This window comes from Ochrobactrum chromiisoli (genome assembly GCF_026241335.1).
In the GTDB taxonomy this organism is placed as follows: Bacteria; Pseudomonadota; Alphaproteobacteria; order Rhizobiales; family Rhizobiaceae; genus Brucella; species Brucella chromiisoli.
Map to the genome: position 1 here is coordinate 821,476 of NZ_JAPHAV010000001.1, position 19,960 is coordinate 841,435.

Sequence of the window (19,960 nt, forward strand, 5' to 3'; positions counted from 1 at the left end):
TGCTGCCTTATCGCTTAAACTGCAATCTTTCGCGTATGTGCGCTGGTCGAAAGCGCATCGGTGAGTCCTTCAAAGCTCATCAGACGCCCAACCGGACCAACGCCTGCAATCGTCGGCTTGTTATCAAGGAACAGGCGTCCTGCAAGATCGCTCAGCCGCTCAGGCGTGATGAGCGACAAACGATCCATCAGCTCGCTGTTTGGCACGGGACGGCCATAGAGCAAAAACTGACGAGCGATCTGACCGGCACGGCTCGCCGCACTTTCCTGCGACATCAAAAGGCTTGCGCTGTATTGCGCGCGTGCGCGGTTCACTTCTTCAATGCTTATGGAATCGGCTGCTTTGTGCAGCTCATCAATGATAACCGGAAGCAGTTCAACCAGTTCATCACGGCCCGTCGCGGCATGAATGCCGAACAGGCCTGTGTCGGAGAAGCCCCAATGAAAAGCATAAACAGAATAGCACAGGCCACGCTTTTCGCGCACTTCCTGAAACAGACGTGAGGACATTCCACCGCCAAGGATCATGGAAAGGAGCTGGGAGGCATAAAAATCGCGCACATGATAGGCGCGGCCTTCAAAGCCGATCAAAACCTGCGCATCCATCAATTCGCGATTTTCGCGGAAATCGCCGCCAACATAAGTCGCAAGGTCAAGCGTTGGCGCAGTGTTATGCGCACGAAAACCACCAAGGCGCTTTTCAACTTCTTTTACAAACGCATCATGGTCGACGCCGCCTGCAGCCGTTACCACCATGCGGTCTGCGCTGTATTGCTCATCGATATATTGGCGCAAGTTGTCGGATGTGAATGACATGACCGTTTCCGGTTCGCCCAAAATAGCGCGCCCGATCGGCTGGTGGCGATAAGCGGTTTCAGAAAAGCGGTCGAAGACGATGTCATCAGGTGTATCATGTGCCGCGCCGATCTCCTGCAGGATCACCTGCTTCTCGCGCTCAAGTTCCGCCTCATCAAATTTGGAAGCGGTCAAAATGTCAGCGAGAATATCGATGGCCAAAGGCATGTCTTTGCGAAGAACACGCGCGTAATAGGATGTGGTCTCCACGCTTGTCGCGGCATTGATTTCGCCGCCGACATTTTCAATGTCTGAGGCGATCTGCCAGGCAGAACGCTTTTCTGTGCCTTTGAAGGCCATATGCTCAAGCAAATGGGCGATGCCATGCCGATCCGGAGCTTCGTTTCTTGCGCCCGCCTTAACCCAGATACCCAGTGCAACACTTTCGATATGCGGCATGTTATCCGTTACAATGGTCAGACCATTGGAAAGACGCGTTACTTCAACACCCATTAGCAAAATGCTCCCTAATTCCCGTTCTTATTCTCTTCAAAGAGCCTTCACACTTATGCTCGAGAATGACGGCGAACATATTCTTCCACGATTTTCAAGTCGTTGTGAAGAACTGTGAAGCTTTCTTTTCGATCCATAAGGTCTGAAAGCCACCCAGGCAGTGCTGGTGTAATACCGCTTGCAGCCTTTACAGCATCGGGGAATTTGGCCGGATGCGCGGTGGCCAATACCACCATTGGTGCAGTGCCGGACACTTTTTCGCGAGCGACCTTAACGGCAATCGCCGAATGCGGATCAAGCAGATAGCCATCGTCGTTGAGAACGGACTTGATGATTTTTGCGGTTTCCTCGACGGTTGAACGCCCTGCAGAAAATGCGCCGCGAATTGCGGCAAGTGGCTTTTCAGAGATCGTGAAGCCACCTGATTGCTTCAGACTTTCCATCAGGCCGCGAACAGCACTTGCATCACGATCATGTGCTTCGAACAGCAAACGCTCAAAATTAGACGAAACTTGGATGTCCATTGATGGCGATGTCGTCTGTTCGACGCCGCGCATTTCATATGCGCCGTTTTCCAGCGTACGCGCAAGAATGTCATTATCATTGGTGGCAATGATGAGCTGATCAATGGGCAAACCCATTTTCTTTGCAACAAAGCCTGCGAAAATATCGCCGAAATTGCCGGTTGGCACGGTAAACGAAACGGCACGATCCGGCGCGCCAAGACTCAGTGCTGCGGTGAAGTAATAGACAATCTGGGGCATGATGCGTGCCCAGTTGATTGAATTCACCCCGGAAAGCGAAATGGCATCGCGAAATTGCAAATCATTGAACATGCCCTTGACCAAATTTTGGCAGTCATCGAAGTTGCCTTCGATGGAAAGGGCATGAACATTGGAAAACCCGGAACTCGTCATCTGGCGCTGCTGCACCGGGGATACGCGGCCATTGGGGAAGAGAATGAATATATCGGTGTTGTCACGGCCGCCAAATGCTTCAATGGCGGCACCGCCGGTATCGCCGGAAGTCGCTCCCACGATTGTCGCACGTTCGCCGCGCTGTGCCAGAACATAATCCATCATACGGGCCAGCAGCTGCATGGCGACGTCTTTGAAAGCCAGCGTCGGACCGTGAAACAGTTCAAGAATGAATTCGTTCGACCCTGTCTGAACCAGCGGGCAGACTGCGTCATGACGGAAAGAACCATAGGCCTCGCGCACCATGCGTTCAAAATCGGCCTGCGGAATTTCACCATTGATGAAGGGAGTGAGCACGGCCAGCGCGATATCCACATAGGATTTTCCACGCAGATCACGAATTTGATCGGGCGTGAATTGCTGATAGTTCTGCGGAAGATAGAGACCACCATCACGGGCAAGTCCGGCGAGCAAAGCATCGCTGAACCCCAGAACAGGTGCTTCGCCGCGTGTGCTGATATATTTCATCTTAAGGGCCTTCATTTCGGATCGAGGCGGATTTTAACCGTTGAATGCAATAGAGCCTCCCTAAAAAAGCCGCAAGAATTAAAGTATCCTTTGAAGGGTGGGGTTGCTCTTGACGATAAAAAACGGGAAAACACCCTCACACTGTGCATTGCATAGTGGTATAGAACAGGTCGATCAGTGCAGGGAAGCCCGGTTTATGCAGAAACCAATACAGAATCGTTCATCGTTGTTACCAGTCTTTGCAACGATTTTGCTCGCAGCACTTGCAGGCTGCACAACGAGCGGCACGCAGAAAACAGCCGACGGATCGCTTACCGAAGCTGGTCAGCCGCGCATCAAGGAATCGGAGCTGCGCGCTTTTTGCCCCACCGTTTCGCTGCGTGAAGGCACGGCCTATTTCAATACCTATGAAAAGGGTGGCGACAAGGATGCAAGCCGCGTCATCTATCAGGCAGCTTTGACTGACACCACGCGCGCCTGCCAATATGCTGACGGAACCATCAATCTTGATGTTGCCGCTGCCGGCAAGGTCGTCCCCGGCCCGAAATACAAGAGCGGCAATATCACTATGCCGATTCGTGTTGCCGTGGTTGAGGGTGGCAAGGTTATCTATTCCAAGCTGCACAAGCAGACTGTGAATGTTTCGAGTGGCGGTGCGACGCAATTCGTCTTCAACGACAAGGCGATTTCGATCCCAACGGCAAGCGCACAAAGCGTGCAGATTTTTGTCGGCTTCGATGAAGGGCCTTACAATACGAAGTAAGCCGGATTGGAATTTAATAGATTGAATTTTGACAAACGGCTTATGATTTTACCATAAGCCGTTTGTATTATAGAAGCAGCTTTTAGACGTTGTTCTATTCTTAAGCATGTTTCACTTTTCTTTTTGTATTTTCGGCGTTTAGTCGATTTATTAATTTTGATGAACGGTAATACAATCATTCTGTATTGCTTCCGGCGTCAGGTAATATGAGCTGGAACTATGAAAGTGCATTACAGAACGATGGTAATATTTTACGGCTTGTTCATTTTTTAAGTTTGGTAAGGCGGTTTTAATGAGGTTTCCGCGCAGTTCATTTCTTTCGCCGGTCCCATTCGTTATCTGCATCATGTTGCTGCTTGGTGCTTTTGCGGGCAAGTGGGCAGGTGAGAGGTTCAGCCTGCTTGATGAAGAAGGCGACATGAACACCTATATGACGGTGCTTATGACGCAGGCGAACCGCATTGTCGGTTCTGCCCGTGATGTGCTGGATAAAATGAACCGTTCAACCAACCCGATATGTGGCGCTGATGATAAGCAGTATATGCGCGAGCTTCTTTTCTCCGGTTATCATATCAAGGATATTGGTCGGCTTGAAAATGAAAAACTGCAATGTTCGACACTTCTGAATGAACTCAAGGATTCACGTCCGAGAAGCAAGGAGGATGTTCTTCTCAAGGATCACACATACATTTATCGTGACGAGCAGCTGATTACACCGGGTAGCCACGGACCCATTATAGGCCGAGATAAAGCAAATGTGGTGCTAAGCGCTGTTGCCTTTGATGCGCTCCATATTCCTCAATATCATTTTGCTGTTTTCATGGTGAACGAGGACCGGACACAATTCGCCCGGTTATTTAGCAATCCAATTGATTTTCCGGGAGATGTCGTAAGCGGTCTCTTTCCCGTCAGTGGGGGACGGGTTTTCGAGATAACGGATGGTATCCTGCAGCAGAAATCCTGCGACGAAACGACGGGCATCTGTATTTTTATTGCAACGTCTCCAGGCTGGAGCGGCAATTCTGGTGGGCTGTTGAAGCTGGTCTTTATCAGCCTTGGAATGCTTGTGGGAGGCGGGCTGGCAATTGGCTGGAGCAATTACCGCAACCGTGATCGTTCGTTGATGTCACTTTTGAGAAAAGCGCTTGCAGCAAAACAGTTAACCCTTGTTTATCAGCCGGTCGTGAATATTAGCAGCCGCAAAATCGTTGGTTTTGAAGCGCTGATCCGCTGGGAAATAACCAAGGATGATTTTGTTCCGCCTGACCTGTTCATCGCTAAAGCAGAAGCTCATGGTATTGCGGATAAAGTCACGCTTTACGTTCTTGACCGCGTTATCCTTGAAATGGGAGGATTGCTTAAAAAGCAACGCGCGCTGCATATTAATATCAATATTACGGCCAGCGATCTGCAGAGCGTTGAATTTATGAAGGCCATTGATGAGCGCTTGACCACAGCCGACATCAGGCCGGAACAGATCGGGCTGGAGCTAACAGAGCGCACACCGGTCGATTTTGCAAAGGCCAGCGAGGGCATCAAATTGCTGCGCGAAAGAGGCCATAAGGTCTATATTGACGATTTTGGAACGGGCTATTCCAGCCTTGCATATCTGGATGAGTTGAAGGTCGACGCCATCAAGATCGACAAGGCTTTTACGCGCACGGTCGGCAATGAGGTTGATACGGTTTCTATCGTTCCGCAGATCATTTCGATGGCGCATCAGCATGGCTTGGGCATCGTGGTCGAAGGTGTCGAAACGGAGTCTCAGGCCGAATATTTCCGCGGCATTTGCTCTGAACTTTTTGGACAAGGCTGGTTCTTTGGAAAACCTGTCGACGCAGCTGCGGTGCAGGTGCTTGTCGGGAATGTTTCCTCTGTGAAGAAACGTGGCCGACCCAAGTCTGCATCCGGTTCGTAATTTTAGCGGATCCCACAGGAGACCGTTGCCTTAGAGCGCGCCTTTTTGATTTGAGCCAATCAGATCAGCGCTTTTGTCAATGTGCCATTACGAAACAAAAATTAACTATAGAAGTAATATTCTGGGCTTTTGTTAAATTCGACTGCTTCTGTGAAATGAATCGCAAGATGTTTGGTGTAAAACAGTAACGAATGAGACAGCTCTGCCTTAGAATGGGCAGCGGCCGCTTCTTATGAAAAACTGTAACGAAACATTAGGGGCAGGGCGGCAATGAACGTTCTGAGCTTAGACCCATGAAACCGAAATATGAACGTGTTCTTGAGCCGACAGATACTTGGGCAATTTTCGACGCTGCGACCGACGAGCCTGCCTCTATTGGTGACAGGCTGATGATTGGTCTAAGTGAAAGCGAGTCGAAGGAATTGCTTGCCGCGCTCAATGCCGCAGCGAAAAACAAAAGCAAGCGTAGCGCTGCTTAATCAACTTTGCGCGCCCAACATGGCGCGCAACGAAATTTTCCGGGATGTGTCTGAATAAGATCAGGCGTCAGTCCAGATCGACAAAGCATCGATCACGCTTGCTAAATCCTTGTGGCGATGGATGACGGTTTCGGCGCCTGCATCTGTCAATTTGTCAGCGTGCCCCGGATAGGTATGCGCACCGCCGGTGAAGCCGATGACGCGCATTCCCGCCGCGCGTGCTGCATGAATGCCGTGCGCTGAATCTTCAATTACAATTATATCAGCCGGATCGGCACCAAAATGCTTGGCGGCATGAAGGAAGACATCGGGTGCAGGCTTTGGCTTTTTCGAGCCAATTTCCCGCGCCGAGAAAATATTTGGCGCAAAAAGATCGTAAAGCTCGACCCGCTTGAGCATAAGCTCAAGGCGTTTACTGGTCGAATTTGAGCAGATGCATTTTGGCAGATCAAGCGCAGAAACAACCTCGACAATGTCATCAATCGCCTGAACTTCGTTTTTCAGACGCTCATCCAGCAGCTTTTCTGCCTTGTCGAGAAGGGAAGCGGAAATGGGAATGCCTGCCTCGCGCTCAACCGTCAGAAGAATGTCCTGCCAGGTGAGGCCAGCGAAGCGTTCGCCAACTTCTGTAGCCTCAATCGGGTAGCCTGCTTCTGTCAGAAGTGCTGCGTCGACTTCCGCTGCGATGATTTCGGAATCCACCAATACACCGTCACAATCAAAAATAATCAGGGCCGGAGCTGCCATGTCAAAAGCCTTTACTTGGGAGATGATGGGGTAAGATCACCCACAAAACATTGTCGATGAGCTACATCTTTATGCTCACCAGGTCAAACTTCGGCGTATCGGCTGCCGGAATTTTAGGGAACGATGTCGGTGTGAAGCCGTTTCTTTCTTCAGTGAAGGAGAAATTGATGCGAAAATCCGTTGTGCTGTTCATTCTCGCAATTGCAGTTGTGTTGGCGTTCGTTCTTGCAACGCCATATTATTACAGCGCTACACCGGAAAATCGCGGAGTGGAGCCCGTCACCGATACTTCTCAGTAACTTAAACCTCGCCTGAAATTTCCCGTCTGCGCCGGTCGAGTTCTTCGCTATAGCGGCGCAGCGTATGTGCTTCGCTCAAAAGCCCGAGAACTTTACGCTCCTGCGCATTGTTAATAACTGCGAGCGCTTCGGCCTCCGCCCTGTCAAAGCGCACCACAGCTTCTTTCGCGTTCATCTGCGGCAGCAGGAATTCATCCTGATAGCGAAGCAGATCAATGATGCCCTTCTGGGTGTCTGTGCTGTCAAAACTTTCCGAATAAGCCTCAGGCACAGGTATCATTCCGACATAACGGCCTTCGCCATCCACTGCAATGACGCGCTGCGTTGAGCCAAGCGGGAAGTCGTTGCGGAAGGTTTCAATATCTGTGTCGATGGAAACGGTACGAACATCATGGCGCATCATGCGAAGGACTGTGAGGTTGCGCACCCAGCCAATATCATGCGCAGAGCGGATTGCTTCGCCGCGCAGGTGGAAACGCCACGTTGCAAACGAGTAACCGAAGGTCTTTCTGACCATGAGCGATGAAGAAACGACAGCCCCCAGGACAAGCATCGCTATTGGAAAATCCCCGGTAAGTTCCAACGCCAGAAATGTCATCGTCAATGGACCGCCGATGATTGCGACCGCCATTGAGCTCATGCCGATGACCGCATAAACTTCCGGTTCAAGGGTGAGTGGCAGGACGTAGCCCGTGAGCGCAGCAAAAAGCTTACCGGTCAATGCGCCGAGAAAGAGCGAGGCGAAAAACAGACCGCCGCGAAAGCCTGAGCCAATGGAGACGGCGGATGCCAGAGATTTGGCGAAAATCAGAAGCAGCAGCACCGGAATTGTCAGATTTGCATTGAGATCGAGATGCAATGCACCGTGACCTGAAGCCAGAACCTGAGGGGCGACGAAAGCGATCATGCCGATAATCGCGCCACCAAATGCCGGAGCCAGCACCGTGGGAACAACGCTTTTGCGGGCAACCCGTTCGACTGTCGTCACGCCGCGCATGATCAAAATGGCAATACCTGCCGCAATTAAACCCAGCACAAGTGCTGGCACATAATCTCGTGCAGCAATGCCATCAAGCTGACCGACGTGAATAACCAGGGGTGCTCCGCCGATGGCTTGCGTGACCAGCATGCCGACAATTGCTGCGACCACCACAGGCGCCAGTGTCGCGATGGAATAAACACCGATAATCAGCTCGAAAGCGTAAAATGCGCCTGTAAGTGGCGCGTTGAAAGCACTTGCAATGGCTGCTGCGGCTCCGCAACCCACAAGGGTGCGCAGGTCGGCCCGGCGCAGCTTGAGCGCGCGGCCAATGCGCGATGCAAATCCGCTTGAAAGCTGCGTATAGGCTGCTTCAAGCCCAACTGAAGCACCAAAGCCGTTGGAAACAAGGTTTTGCCCGACAAGAATAAAACTGTCTGTCAGCGACAAACGCCCGCCATGCAACGCATTGGCTTCGATAGGGTCGACAATCGGCTTTTTTCGCCAGCGTGCCAGCACCCAGATCAGGACGCCCATCAAAATACCGCCTGCAAGCGGGGCGAAGTAGGCTGTCCACTCAAGCTGCGAGGCGGAGCTTAGTCGTTCGCCGTCAGCAAGCCCGAAGAGCGCCTGATGCATCCTCTGGGAAATGCCCGCAATGGCTGCAACTGCCAGCGCGGAGATGATACCAACCAGCGCGCCTGCGATCACAAGCCCTATTTCGCTGCCGCGCACAACTGCGCGCATGCGAAAGGGTACGAAAAGAATACGTAAATATCGGTTGTGACGCAGTTCATTAATATTCATGAAGACACATGGAACAGTTACGCAAATCAGTTTTAATCCCAGGCGCAATTATAGGGGGAAACGAATAATCAAGCCTTATTGAATGAGCCATTTTTCCTGACTGCACTGCAATTGGTTGACGGCTTTAATATGGCTGGAACAAAACTGTCAAAGACAGATGGTTGTGCGAAGCCCAGCAAATGCGGGCCTTTGCAGAGAAGTTAAGAAAAGATTTACAATTTCAATCACTTGGCGTTAACCCCATATTTACCCTGTTCAGTAACCATAGGGACAAGTTTTTCGCGTTCACAAGTAATTGAGTATCCCATGTCCCTAGTACGTCTTGCACATGAGTTGCCTGTAGAGGCCCCACGTACCGCTTGGCTCGACTCTATCATTAAGGGTGATTGCGTTTCCGCTCTGGAGCGCCTTCCGGATCACTCGGTGGACGTCATTTTCGCCGATCCTCCCTACAATCTTCAGCTTGGCGGTGATCTTCATCGCCCGGATCAGTCGATGGTCAGTGCCGTTGACGATCATTGGGACCAGTTTGAAAGCTTTCAGGCTTATGATGCTTTCACGCGTGCATGGTTGATGGCTTGCCGCCGCGTGCTAAAGCCAAATGGCACAATCTGGGTTATCGGCTCCTATCACAATATTTTCCGCGTTGGCACGCAGCTTCAGGATATTGGTTTCTGGCTGCTCAATGATGTCATCTGGCGCAAGACCAATCCGATGCCGAACTTCCGTGGCCGCCGCTTTCAGAACGCGCATGAAACGCTGATCTGGGCATCGCGAGATTCGAAAGGGAAGGGCTACACCTTCAATTATGACGCCATGAAAGCGGCGAATGACGATGTGCAGATGCGCTCTGACTGGCTGTTCCCGATTTGCACAGGCTCGGAGCGTCTGAAAGACGAAAACGGTGATAAGGTGCATCCGACGCAAAAACCGGAAGCACTGCTTGCACGCATTCTGATGTCTTCGAGCAAGCCGGGCGATGTGATCCTTGACCCGTTCTTTGGTTCGGGCACTACCGGTGCTGTTGCCAAGCGCCTTGGTCGCCATTTCGTCGGTATTGAGCGCGAGCAGGACTATATCGATGCTGCAACGGCACGGATTAATGCGGTTGAGCCACTGGGCAAGGCTGAGCTGAAAGTGATGACTGGCAAGCGTGCTGAACCACGCGTCGCTTTTACGTCGATCATGGAAGCAGGTCTTTTGCGTCCGGGCACCGTGCTTTCCGATGCACGCCGCCGTCACGCTGCGATCATCCGTGCGGACGGAACACTCACCGCCAATGGCGAAGCTGGCTCCATTCACCGCATCGGTGCCAAAGTGCAGGGTTTTGATGCCTGTAATGGCTGGACTTTCTGGCATTATGAAGAAGCAGGCGTGCTGAAACCTATTGATGATCTGCGCAAAATTATCCGCGATCAGATGGCGGCAGCAGGCGCATAACTGAAATCAGAGTTTACTATCGGACGACCTCCAACAAAGTCTGATAAAAAGACACCCGAAGCAATTTGCTTCGGGTGTCTTTTTGTTATCAGAAGGAGAGACCATAGCCTCTGAGATCATCGGCAAGCTTGGGTGCGCTGGTAAAATGTACGGCCTGCCATCCGGCGGCTTTGGCGCCTTCAACATTGGCCGGACTATCATCGATGAAAAGCGTTGCCACCGGATCAAGATTAAAGCTTGTAACGTGGTGTTCGTAAATTTCGCGGTTTGGTTTCAATGTGCGGATGTCGCCTGAAACTGTGATGCCACGGCTTTCGTTGAGAAACGGAAAGCGCCCCTGTGCTTCGCGCAGCGTGTCGGAAGCGAAGTTCGTCAGCATCGTCACATCATGGCCCTGAGCAATCAGCCCGCGCAGGATCGCAACACTGTCGTCATAAGAGTGCGGAACCATAAGGTTCCAGTTCCGACGAAACATCCGTATATTGTCGGTATGCTCAGGATGCTCTTCAATGAGAAGTGCTTCGGCGTCCTGCCAGCTTCGACCACGATCCTGTTCAATATTCCATTCACCGGTGCAGATATTGTCCAGAAACCAGCGACGCTCCGTTGGATCAGGAATCGCTTCGAGATAAGCGAGTTCCGGATCATAATGCAGCAGCACTTTGCCAATATCGAAAACAACGTGTTTAACCTGAGTGGTCAACGGTTTTTCCTCCCCCGTTTAAATGCCGTCGGAATTGCAGCACTGATCGCTTTTTTCATGACGGTTGGCAGTGCTTCGTCTTCAAGGTCTGAAGGAGCAGACCACCAGCCGTCCGTATCATTGCGTTTGAGTATATCGCTGACCGCATAGACGGAAAGGCGCAGCTCAAAATGTGTGAAAACATGGGTAATGCTGCCCGAGGACACCCAATCAGCTTCAAACGGTGCGGCATTGATCGTGACATCGCCATCAATGCGTGCGGTCCAATCACTGCCGGGGACTTCGGTCATCCCGGCAAGCAGGCTTTGGCCCTTGCGTTTGCGCAGCAAAATGGAGCCATCTCCCGCAATGGCAATGAATGCAGCTCCCACACGGATTGGTTTTTGAGCTTTTGGTGCTTTGACCGGAAATGTTTCAGGGTCGTGGGCCGCCAAGGCCTCGCAACCATCATTAACCGGGCAAATTGCGCAAGCTGGGCGACGTGGGGTGCAGATTGTTGCGCCCAAATCCATCACGGCCTGCGCGAAATCCCCGGGCCTGTCGTCTGGTGTCAGTTCTCCCATCAGCGCACGAATTTGGGTTTTTGCCGCGGGCAACGGCGTGTCGATGGCAAAGAGTCGAGAGACAACGCGCTCAACATTGCCATCAACCACGGCTGCCTGCTCTCCAAAGGCGATAGCCGCAATTGCTGCTGATGTGTATTCGCCTATACCTGGAAGTTCTTTCAATCCGGCTGCGGTCGACGGAAATTTCCCATTATATTTTGTTGCGATAATATCTGCGCATTTTTTGAGATTGCGTGCGCGCGAATAGTAACCCAGGCCCGCCCATGCGCGAAGAATATCGTCTTCGCTGGCATTGGCCATTGCCATAATATCCGGCCAACGCTCCACAAATTTCGTGAAATAAGATTTCACTGCTTCAACGGTTGTTTGTTGCAGCATGATTTCGGACAGCCAGACACGGTAAGGATCTGCTGTCATGCCCCGTGCGTTCTGCACTGGTGTTACGCGCCATGGCAGAATACGGTGATGGCGATCATACCAGTTGAGAATTGCCTTGGTACGGTCAGATTTGAGTGTTTTTAGCATAAATCCTGTTTGATCGTGTCTTAAAGTTAGCTCTGTGATTTATGATTAACGTTGAATTTGGGGAATTGATATAAAATTGAAGTGCATAGGATGCGGTGCTTTATAATCAACACGCCCATAGTGGTACAGGGCAGATGAATGTCAAAGAAAGATAACGCGTGAGCAGTTCAGTCCCGGTCTACGTCATTAATCTTGCGCGCTCTTCACAGCGCTGGGATGACGTGAAGCAAAGTGCCGATCAGTTTGGAATTGAACTGCGCCGGGTAGAGGCCGTAGAAGGCAAGCAGTTGAAAGCTGATGAACTCGGTAATTTTGATGAAGCTGGTTTCCGCCGCCGCCACGGAAAAATTGCTCTGCCGGCAGAAATCGGTTGTTATTTTAGCCATATCAAGGCTTTGGAAACAATTGCCGCAGCCCCGGAAGCCTACGCAGTCATTGCCGAAGACGATGTTCTTTTTACGCCGGATTTTTTACCTTTCATCTCCAGCGTATCAAAATTGCAAGGCTGGGATGTGATTAAACTCGTCAATCATCGCACAGCTGCCTATCGCCGTTTCAATCAGGTTGAAGGTGGTAATTCGATTGGGCGCTGCTTGCACGGCCCGTTGGGCAGTTCTGCCGCTTATCTTGTAACGCGAAACGGAGCAATTAAATTGCTGGAAGCGATTAAACCAATGTCGCTGCCATATGATGTTGCCCTGGAGCGCGGCTGGGCAGGAGATTATGAGTTCTTTTTAACGGAGCAGCCTTTGGTTGCGCTTCGTCAAGTGGGGCTGTCAACGATTGCGGACGGCCGGAATACTTACGCCAAAGCGCGCTTGCCGGCCTATAAAAGGCTGAGCACACTCCTCTTTAGAACAACTGACTATATCAGGCGAATCGCCTACGCTTTGCGCATTAAGCGATTGGGAGTAGTGGATAGTTGAAGTTTTTTAAAAAGTCATTTCTGGTGAGGCGAAGAGTGGATGGCTGGGTTTTAGCGCTTGCGTCTGCGGCAATGCCGGTCCGTCTGGGCCTTGGGCCAATTCTCCTTTTTGTTTTTTCATGTCTGGGCATTTATCTGGCTGCCGCCCGCCATAATACGACGCGGTTATTTGCGAAAAAATTCTATATTTTCATTCTTCTATACGCGGCTTGGTCGCTCGGACTTATTCTTTATAGGGGTGAGCCTTTTTCTGGCAATCGGCAGATTGGATACACGCTGCTTATAACCGTTTTTGCCTTTGCAGGCGCGGGCATGGTGCTGGTCAGAAACCCTTTGCGATCCTACGTGCTTGGTTCACGCGCCGGTATTATTCTGGCGGTGTTGGCGGTTATTTACCTTGTTCTGACCAAAGGCGGACGGATTGGCGTCGGAGGCAATGAAGCCGTATTTGCTTTTGTTGCAGGTGTTGCGGCGATTTCTGCCGCCATTCCGATTTCGCGGGCGCCACGCTATCTGCCAAATGGACCGCATTGGCTGGTACTTGGGCTTGCAGCGGTCCTCACATCGGAAACGCGCGCTGTCATTGTTGTTTTGCCGATATGCGCATTGGTCGAAATCGTGCTTTTCTTAAGAAAATACAGTCTCAGGCAGCAAGGTGCGGTCTATGTTGCACTGGCTGCGGCACTCGCAGCACTTATTGTTGTCGGGCCGGTTGGAGACACGCTTTCCAAGCGTTTTGCCGGAATGGTCGAATATTACGACAGCGGTGACAGCTCAAAATGGGAAGACAAACTCTCCGCCGATATTCGTGAAGTCATGTGGAAAAGTGCAGCCACAATAATCGGGCAACATCCGATAGCAGGCGTCGGCTCTTATTCCAAAATGGATATTGTCAGGCAGCAGGCTGGCGAACAAGCCCCGCTGCTTGCCGGCTTCCGTCATGTGCATAACACCGTGCTTGATGAGCTGCTGAATGACGGCATTGTTGGCCTGTTTTTTATGTTTTCAGCCTTTATCGCGATTTTTGTCTTTCTCTGGAAAACCGCGGACAGCTGGGCGATGCGGCGCGCGCTCATTTATTTCAGTTTCGTGTGCGCGAGTTATGGGATGTTGCATAATCCATTGTTGCATGAGGTTACGATCTCATCGGTCATGTTCTTCATTGCAGCTCTGAATGCGGCTGCGTCTCGCCGTGTCATGGCACTCCGCCGGGCAGGCCTCACAGATTATATTTGCGGGAAATGAAAACCATGAAAGCGATTGTGACGGGGGCGGCTGGCTTCATCGGCTATCATACCGCAGCGCGGCTTCTTAATGAAGGCTGGCAAGTTATTGGTATCGATAATCTCAATGATTATTATCAGGTCGATCTCAAGGAAACCCGTCTTACCAAGCTGCGTGCGCTTAGTGGCTTCCGCTTTGCGCAAGCTGATATTTCCGATGCAGAAGCTTTCAATGCTGCTATCGGAGCTGATCGTGATGTCGATGCGATCGTGCATCTCGCAGCACAGGCTGGTGTGCGTTATTCCATTGAAAACCCTGCTGCTTATGTTTCCGCCAATGTCATGGGACAGGTGACAGTATTTGAAGCAGCCCTCAAGCTCGATAAGCGTCCGCCGATTGTTTATGCCAGTTCGTCCTCGGTCTATGGCGCGAATGAAAAAATCCCATTTTCAGAAAGTGATGCTGTCGATCACCCGGTTTCGGTCTATGCAGCAACCAAGCGTTCGGGTGAGCTTCTGGCCTTTTCCTATAAGCATGTACATGGACTTGCCTCGACGGGCTTACGCTTTTTTACGGTTTATGGTCCATTTGGGCGCCCGGACATGGCGCCATGGCTGTTTACATCGGCGATCCTTAAAGGCGAACCGATCCGTGTTTTTAACAACGGCGAAATGCAGCGCGACTTCACTTTCGTCGATGATATCGTCAGTGGTGTATTGGGCGCTGTAAAGCGGATCATCACGCAACCTGAACAAACCGCACCGGTCTATAATCTCGGCAATAACCGGCCTGTTATGCTTAGCAATTTCATTGCAGCGATTGAAAAAGCATGCGGCAGAGAAGCGATCCGCAAGTTTGAACCAATGCCTGCAGCCGACGTTCCGCGCACCTATGCAGATATTACGCTTGCGGCGCGGGATCTTGGTTTCAACCCGCAAACCACGCTCGAGGAAGGCATTCCTCTGTTTGTCGATTGGTTTCGCGGCTATAATGGATTGCGATGAGAGAACCGAAATCAAAACGGGGCTTTCGCCCATTGGCTGATATGACGTCTGGTCTGATGGACCCGATGTTGCAGAAGCGTGCGGGGATTAATCTTTCACTGCTGCAATCCTGGGAAGATATTGTTGGGCCTGCAATCGGTGCTTCCTCCCGGCCTTTGCGAATTCTCTGGCCGCGCCGTCTGCATGATGACGATCCGTTTAGTCCTGCAACGCTGGTTATTGCTTGCGAAGGCTTTTCTGCGTTGCAGATCCAGCATGAGACAGGCGAAATCATCAGCCGCGTAAATGGTTTCCTTGGCTTCTCAGCCGTTGGCCGCATCAAGATCGAGCAGAAGCCGCCTGCGCTTGATTTCAGGCGCAAGCCAAGGCTGCTGGTGCCTCTGGCACCTTCGGAAGAGCGCCGTATCGACAAGGCAACAGACGGGATTGAAGACGATGCCCTGCGCGCAGCATTGGCGCGTCTAGGCAAGAATATCCTCGCCGAAAAGCGCGCTACAAAGAAATGAGCGCCCTGCCATAAAATTGATGCATGGCTGGCGCTGAATTTCATTTGATTGCAACGGGGCTGGTGATTAATCGTTGGCCACCTTAAATTGTTCTCGAATATTAACATTGAAACAGGAATGGATGATTCGTATGCCTGCAACGCTTAATCGCAGACATGTTATTTCCCTTGCGGGGGCCGCTGCCGCGGGTATTGCTTTTGCTGGCAATGCGAGCGCGCAGTCACGCAGCGCTGATGCAAGTGTTGATGCTGCCAAGGTCGCTGAAGCCGGCAAGTTGAAGGACATGGTCTATGGCAAGGCCGATGCGCCTGTTACGATTGTTGAATATGCCTCGCTGACCTGCTCACATTGCGCAGATTTTGCTATCAACACCTTTCCCAAGATCAAAGAAAAATACATTGATACGGGCAAAGTGCGTTTGATTTTCCGCGAATTCCCGTTCGATCCGCGCGCAACAGCTGCTTTTATGCTTGCTCGCTGCGCGCCTGAAGATCGTTATTTCCCGATGATCGAAGTCTTCTTCAAGCAGCAGCAACAATGGGCTGGTGCGGCTGATGGAGAAGCTGCACTGCTTCAGATCGCGAAACTTGCAGGTTTTACACAGGAGTCGTTCAAGGCTTGCTTGACGAACCAGCAACTTCTCGATGATGTGAGAGCAACCATGGAACGCGGATCGCAGGAATTTGGTGTGAATGCCACTCCAACTTTCTTCATCAACGGACAAAAATACGCTGGAGCCCTTTCGGTTGACGAGATGTCGGCAATCATTGACAAGCTGCTCTAAGCCGCCTTTCGGCATGAAAAGCGGACGCTTTATTGCGTCCGCTTTTTGCGTTTTTAAGCGGGGAGGATGCTGATGCGCTTCTCCAAGCTGCGTCTTGTCGGATTTAAATCCTTTGTCGAGCCGATGGAATTCGTCATTGAAGGCGGACTGACGGGCGTTGTCGGGCCCAATGGCTGCGGCAAATCCAATCTTGTTGAAGCGCTGCGCTGGGTGATGGGTGAAAACTCGTACAAGAATATGCGCGCTTCGGGCATGGACGACGTAATTTTTTCAGGCTCTGGCACGCGACCTGCGCGTAACACGGCGGAAGTCACCCTTTTCCTCGATAATTCCGACCGCACAGCGCCCGCAGCCTATAATGATCAGGATGAATTGCAGGTTTCACGCCGTATCGAGCGGGAGGCTGGTTCTGTTTATCGTATTAATGGCAAAGAAGCCCGCGCCAAGGATGTGCAGCTGCTCTTCGCTGATCAATCGACCGGCGCACGTTCGCCCTCTATGGTCGGCCAGGGCCGTATCGGTGAACTTATCCAAGCCAAGCCACAGGCGCGTCGCGCATTGCTGGAAGAGGCGGCGGGCATTTCCGGCCTCCATACCCGCCGTCACGAGGCTGAGTTGCGCCTTCGTGCAGCCGAAACCAATCTTGAGCGTCTCGAAGATGTGGTTGGTGAACTTGGCAGCCAGATTGAAAGCCTGAAACGCCAGGCGCGTCAGGCCAATCGCTTCAAAGCTTTGTCTGCTGATATTCGCCGCGCAGAGGCATCGTTGCTTCATTTGCGTTGGTCGCACGCCAAAACGCAGGAAGGTGAAGCACAAAGCGCGCTTGCACAGGCAACTTCGATTGTTGGCGATATGGCGCAGGCACAGATGAACGCTGCGCGTGATCAGGCCGTTGGCGCGCATAAATTGCCCGAACTGCGTGAGGCGGAAGCCAAAGCCGCGGCTGCTGTGCAGCGACTTTCCATTGCCCGTACACAGCTCGACGAAGAAGATGCTCGTATTCGCGCCCGCCGTGCCGAGCTTATGAAGCGGCTTGAACAATTGACCGCCGATATTGCGCGCGAAGAACAATTGGTGCGCGAGAATGCTGATATACTGGCGCGTCTTGACGAGGAAGAGCAGGAGCTGACCGCCTCCAACGAGGCATCTGGTGAGCGTGATGAAGAATTGCGCGCGATCTTTGAAGAAGCAGAAATCCGCCTGCAGGACAGCGAAAACGCCTTGGCGCGGGTAACCTCGGAACGTGCGGAAGCTGCTGCCGAACGTAGCCAAATTGAGCGCGCGTTGCAGGAAACACAAAGCCGCCGTGACCGCCTGATCAGCCAGATTGATAATATTGAGCGTGATATTGCAGCGGTCGTCGAGCAGATCGGTGGATTGTTTGATCCTGCTGAAAAACGTCTTGCCGTTGAGACCGCCGTTGAAGCACTGGCGGCTTCAGAGGAGGCGGTGATTGCCGCCGAAGAATGTGTTGGCAGTGCGCGCGAACAGGAGATGACGAGCCGTCAGCCTTTGCATGAGGCGCGCACCGAGTTGAGCCGGATAGAGACCGAAGCGCAGACACTGGCGCGTATTCTCAATGCCGGTGAGACTGGCCAGTTTCCGCCCGTTGTTGAAGAATTGCAGGTTGAGAAAGGCTATGAAATAGCCCTTGGTGCGGCATTGGGTGAAGACCTTGATGCAGCAAGCGATAATGCTGCACCCGTCTATTGGGCCTATAATCCGGCACAGGAAGCCGATCCGTCTTTACCTTCCGGTTCAACGCCGCTTGATCAGATCGTAAAAGGGCCGCAGCAATTGCGCCGAAGACTGGCACAGGTTGGGGTCGTTTCCGAGAATGATGGACCGCGTTTGCAGGCATCGTTGCGCCCCGGTCAGCGGCTTGTCAGCAAGGCTGGTGCTCTTTGGCGCTGGGATGGCTATACGGCGAGCGCCGATGCGCCGACACCTGCCGCGCAACGGCTTGCACAAAAGAACCGTCTCGCTGAACTTGAGCAGGAAGCAATTCGCGCCGCCAGTCGCTTGTCTGATGCGGAGCAAGTGTTGCAGCGTTTTGAAACGGCCGTTCGTGAAGCCGTGGAGCATGAACGTGTTGCGCGCGATGCATGGCGCGCAAACCAGCGCAAGCTTGATGATGCACGCGAAGCGCTTTCTGCGGTTGAGCGGGCTGCGGGGCAACTGGCAACCAAGCGTGCCGGTTTGGAAGATACCAAAGCCCGTCTTGAGGAAAGCCTTGAGGAAGCACAGGTTCTGGTGGTTGAGGCCGAAGATCGGCTGAATGAAATGCCGGATATTGGCGTCATCAGCGAACGGCATTCTGTTTTTGCAGCACAGGTGCAGTCGGATCGTGCGAGGCTTGCGGAAGCCCGCGCTGCTTATGAAGGTCAGCGCCGTGAGGCGGATAATCGTTTGCGGCGTCTCTCCATGATCGGGCTTGAGCGCCGCAACTGGGCCGCGCGCGCGCAGAGTGCGCAGAGCCAAATTTCGGCCTTAAATGATCGCCGTGCGGAAACTGCGGACGAAGCGGAAGTCTTGGCTGAAGCGCCGGAAGAGATCGAAAGCCGACGCCGTGCCTTGCTTAATGAGCTTTCGGAAGCTGATGAGCGCCGCAAGCGGGCTGCGGATATTCTCATTGAAGCTGAGGCCGCCCAGGCAGAACTTGACAAGGCTGCGACCCTTGCCATCCAGCAGCTTGCAACCAGTCGCGAACAGCGTGCGCGTGCGGAAGAGCGACTGACGGCAGCCGAGGAACGCCGCAGGGATGCAGAAGCGCGTATTGCGGAGGCGCTCAACTGTGCGCCCCATGAGGCCATCAAACAGACCGGCCTCAAGCCAGAAGATCGCATGCCCGACCCCGATCAGATCGAACGCCAGCTTGAGCGACTGCGTATCGAACGCGAACGCCTTGGTGCGGTGAACTTGCGCGCGGAAGAGGAGAGCCAAGAACTCTCCGGGCGTCTTGATGCGATTGTTTCAGAACGTGAAGATGTGATCGAAGCGATCAAAAAACTGCGCCAGGCGATTCAGAGCCTCAACCGAGAAGGGCGTGAGCGGCTTCTGGCGGCTTTTGATGTTGTGAATGCGCAGTTCCAGCGCCTGTTCACCCATCTTTTTGGCGGCGGCACTGCGGAATTACAGCTCATTGAAAGTGATGATCCGCTGGATGCGGGGCTGGAAATTCTTGCACGTCCTCCCGGAAAGAAGCCACAAACGATGACGCTGCTTTCAGGTGGTGAACAGGCATTGACGGCCATGGCATTGATCTTTGCTGTCTTCCTGACCAATCCGGCTCCGATCTGCGTGCTGGACGAAGTGGACGCGCCGCTCGACGACCATAATGTCGAGCGCTACTGCAACTTGATGGACGAAATGGCGTCATCGACCGAAACACGGTTTGTCATCATTACGCATAATCCGATCACCATGGCGCGTATGAATCGCCTCTTCGGCGTGACAATGGGCGAGCAGGGCGTGAGCCAGCTTGTTTCGGTTGATCTGCAAACCGCAGAGCAATTGCGTGAAGCAAGCTGATATTACGT

At 52.4% G+C, this 19,960-nt stretch carries 17 protein-coding genes; 11 read left to right on the plus strand and 6 right to left on the minus strand.

Annotated elements, in window-relative coordinates:
- Positions 1–14 precede the first annotated feature (14 nt).
- Together OPR82_RS03925 and thrC are read right to left on the minus strand one after the other, a co-directional pair.
- A complete protein-coding gene (locus OPR82_RS03925; protein WP_265983124.1) occupies positions 15–1,307 on the minus strand; it encodes a M16 family metallopeptidase in 1,293 nt (430 codons plus the stop codon).
- A 53-nt stretch (positions 1,308–1,360) separates the two neighbouring features.
- Positions 1,361–2,752, minus strand: a complete 1,392-nt coding sequence (gene thrC, locus OPR82_RS03930; protein WP_265983125.1) for a threonine synthase — start codon at positions 2,750–2,752, stop codon at positions 1,361–1,363.
- 196 nt (positions 2,753–2,948) lie between these two features.
- Between thrC and OPR82_RS03935 the strand changes: the two genes are divergently transcribed.
- The 3 genes from OPR82_RS03935 to OPR82_RS03945 all read left to right on the plus strand — a co-directional run bounded on the left by OPR82_RS03935 (position 2,949) and on the right by OPR82_RS03945 (position 5,912).
- The gene (locus tag OPR82_RS03935; protein ID WP_265983126.1) at positions 2,949–3,515 is read left to right on the plus strand and encodes a hypothetical protein; all 567 of its coding nucleotides are present in this window, start codon (positions 2,949–2,951) and stop codon (positions 3,513–3,515) included.
- A gap of 292 nt (positions 3,516–3,807) precedes the next feature.
- On the plus strand, positions 3,808–5,433 hold the full coding sequence (locus OPR82_RS03940) for an EAL domain-containing protein (protein ID WP_265983127.1): 1,626 nt from the start codon (positions 3,808–3,810) through the stop codon (positions 5,431–5,433).
- 293 nt (positions 5,434–5,726) lie between these two features.
- The gene (locus tag OPR82_RS03945) at positions 5,727–5,912 is read left to right on the plus strand and encodes a hypothetical protein (RefSeq protein ID WP_265983128.1); all 186 of its coding nucleotides are present in this window, start codon (positions 5,727–5,729) and stop codon (positions 5,910–5,912) included.
- A 60-nt stretch (positions 5,913–5,972) separates the two neighbouring features.
- On the opposite strand, the gene OPR82_RS03950 is transcribed toward OPR82_RS03945, so the two are convergent.
- Entirely contained in the window at positions 5,973–6,659 is a 687-nt protein-coding gene (locus tag OPR82_RS03950; protein ID WP_265983129.1) for an HAD family hydrolase, read from the minus strand.
- Between the two features lie 167 nt (positions 6,660–6,826).
- Here OPR82_RS03950 and OPR82_RS03955 point away from each other — a divergent pair, with 167 nt between their 5' ends.
- A complete protein-coding gene (locus OPR82_RS03955) occupies positions 6,827–6,958 on the plus strand; it encodes a hypothetical protein (RefSeq protein ID WP_265983130.1) in 132 nt (43 codons plus the stop codon).
- A gap of 1 nt (position 6,959) precedes the next feature.
- Here the strand turns inward: OPR82_RS03955 and OPR82_RS03960 are convergent, their stop codons facing one another.
- Positions 6,960–8,744, minus strand: coding sequence for a chloride channel protein (locus tag OPR82_RS03960; RefSeq protein WP_265983131.1), 1,785 nt, complete (start codon positions 8,742–8,744; stop codon positions 6,960–6,962).
- 306 nt (positions 8,745–9,050) lie between these two features.
- Here OPR82_RS03960 and OPR82_RS03965 point away from each other — a divergent pair, with 306 nt between their 5' ends.
- Positions 9,051–10,184 (plus strand): site-specific DNA-methyltransferase, encoded by a 1,134-nt coding sequence (locus OPR82_RS03965; RefSeq protein ID WP_265983132.1) that lies wholly within the window; start codon positions 9,051–9,053, stop codon positions 10,182–10,184.
- An 88-nt stretch (positions 10,185–10,272) separates the two neighbouring features.
- Here OPR82_RS03965 and OPR82_RS03970 read toward each other — a convergent pair whose 3' ends face one another.
- Both OPR82_RS03970 and mutY read right to left on the minus strand, forming a co-directional pair.
- Complete coding sequence (locus OPR82_RS03970) at positions 10,273–10,887, minus strand: HAD family hydrolase (protein ID WP_265983133.1); 615 nt, start codon at positions 10,885–10,887, stop codon at positions 10,273–10,275.
- Complete coding sequence (gene mutY, locus OPR82_RS03975; protein ID WP_265983134.1) at positions 10,884–11,978, minus strand: A/G-specific adenine glycosylase; 1,095 nt, start codon at positions 11,976–11,978, stop codon at positions 10,884–10,886. The genes OPR82_RS03970 and mutY overlap by 4 nt, the downstream gene beginning before the upstream one ends.
- A 158-nt stretch (positions 11,979–12,136) precedes the next feature.
- Between mutY and OPR82_RS03980 the strand changes: the two genes are divergently transcribed.
- The 6 genes from OPR82_RS03980 to smc all read left to right on the plus strand — a co-directional run bounded on the left by OPR82_RS03980 (position 12,137) and on the right by smc (position 19,952).
- Positions 12,137–12,904 carry a glycosyltransferase family 25 protein gene (locus OPR82_RS03980; RefSeq protein ID WP_265983135.1) on the plus strand — a complete coding sequence of 256 codons (768 nt, stop codon included), beginning with the start codon at positions 12,137–12,139 and terminating at the stop codon, positions 12,902–12,904.
- Complete coding sequence (locus OPR82_RS03985; protein ID WP_265983136.1) at positions 12,901–14,148, plus strand: O-antigen ligase family protein; 1,248 nt, start codon at positions 12,901–12,903, stop codon at positions 14,146–14,148. The genes OPR82_RS03980 and OPR82_RS03985 overlap by 4 nt, the downstream gene beginning before the upstream one ends.
- A 5-nt stretch (positions 14,149–14,153) precedes the next feature.
- Entirely contained in the window at positions 14,154–15,131 is a 978-nt protein-coding gene (locus tag OPR82_RS03990; RefSeq protein WP_265983137.1) for an SDR family NAD(P)-dependent oxidoreductase, read from the plus strand.
- A complete protein-coding gene (locus OPR82_RS03995; protein ID WP_265983138.1) occupies positions 15,128–15,637 on the plus strand; it encodes a DUF721 domain-containing protein in 510 nt (169 codons plus the stop codon). The genes OPR82_RS03990 and OPR82_RS03995 overlap by 4 nt, the downstream gene beginning before the upstream one ends.
- Before the next feature lie 130 nt (positions 15,638–15,767).
- Positions 15,768–16,421 (plus strand): DsbA family protein, encoded by a 654-nt coding sequence (locus tag OPR82_RS04000; RefSeq protein ID WP_265983139.1) that lies wholly within the window; start codon positions 15,768–15,770, stop codon positions 16,419–16,421.
- A 72-nt stretch (positions 16,422–16,493) separates the two neighbouring features.
- Positions 16,494–19,952 carry a chromosome segregation protein SMC gene (gene smc, locus OPR82_RS04005; protein ID WP_265983140.1) on the plus strand — a complete coding sequence of 1,153 codons (3,459 nt, stop codon included), beginning with the start codon at positions 16,494–16,496 and terminating at the stop codon, positions 19,950–19,952.
- Positions 19,953–19,960 lie beyond the last annotated feature (8 nt).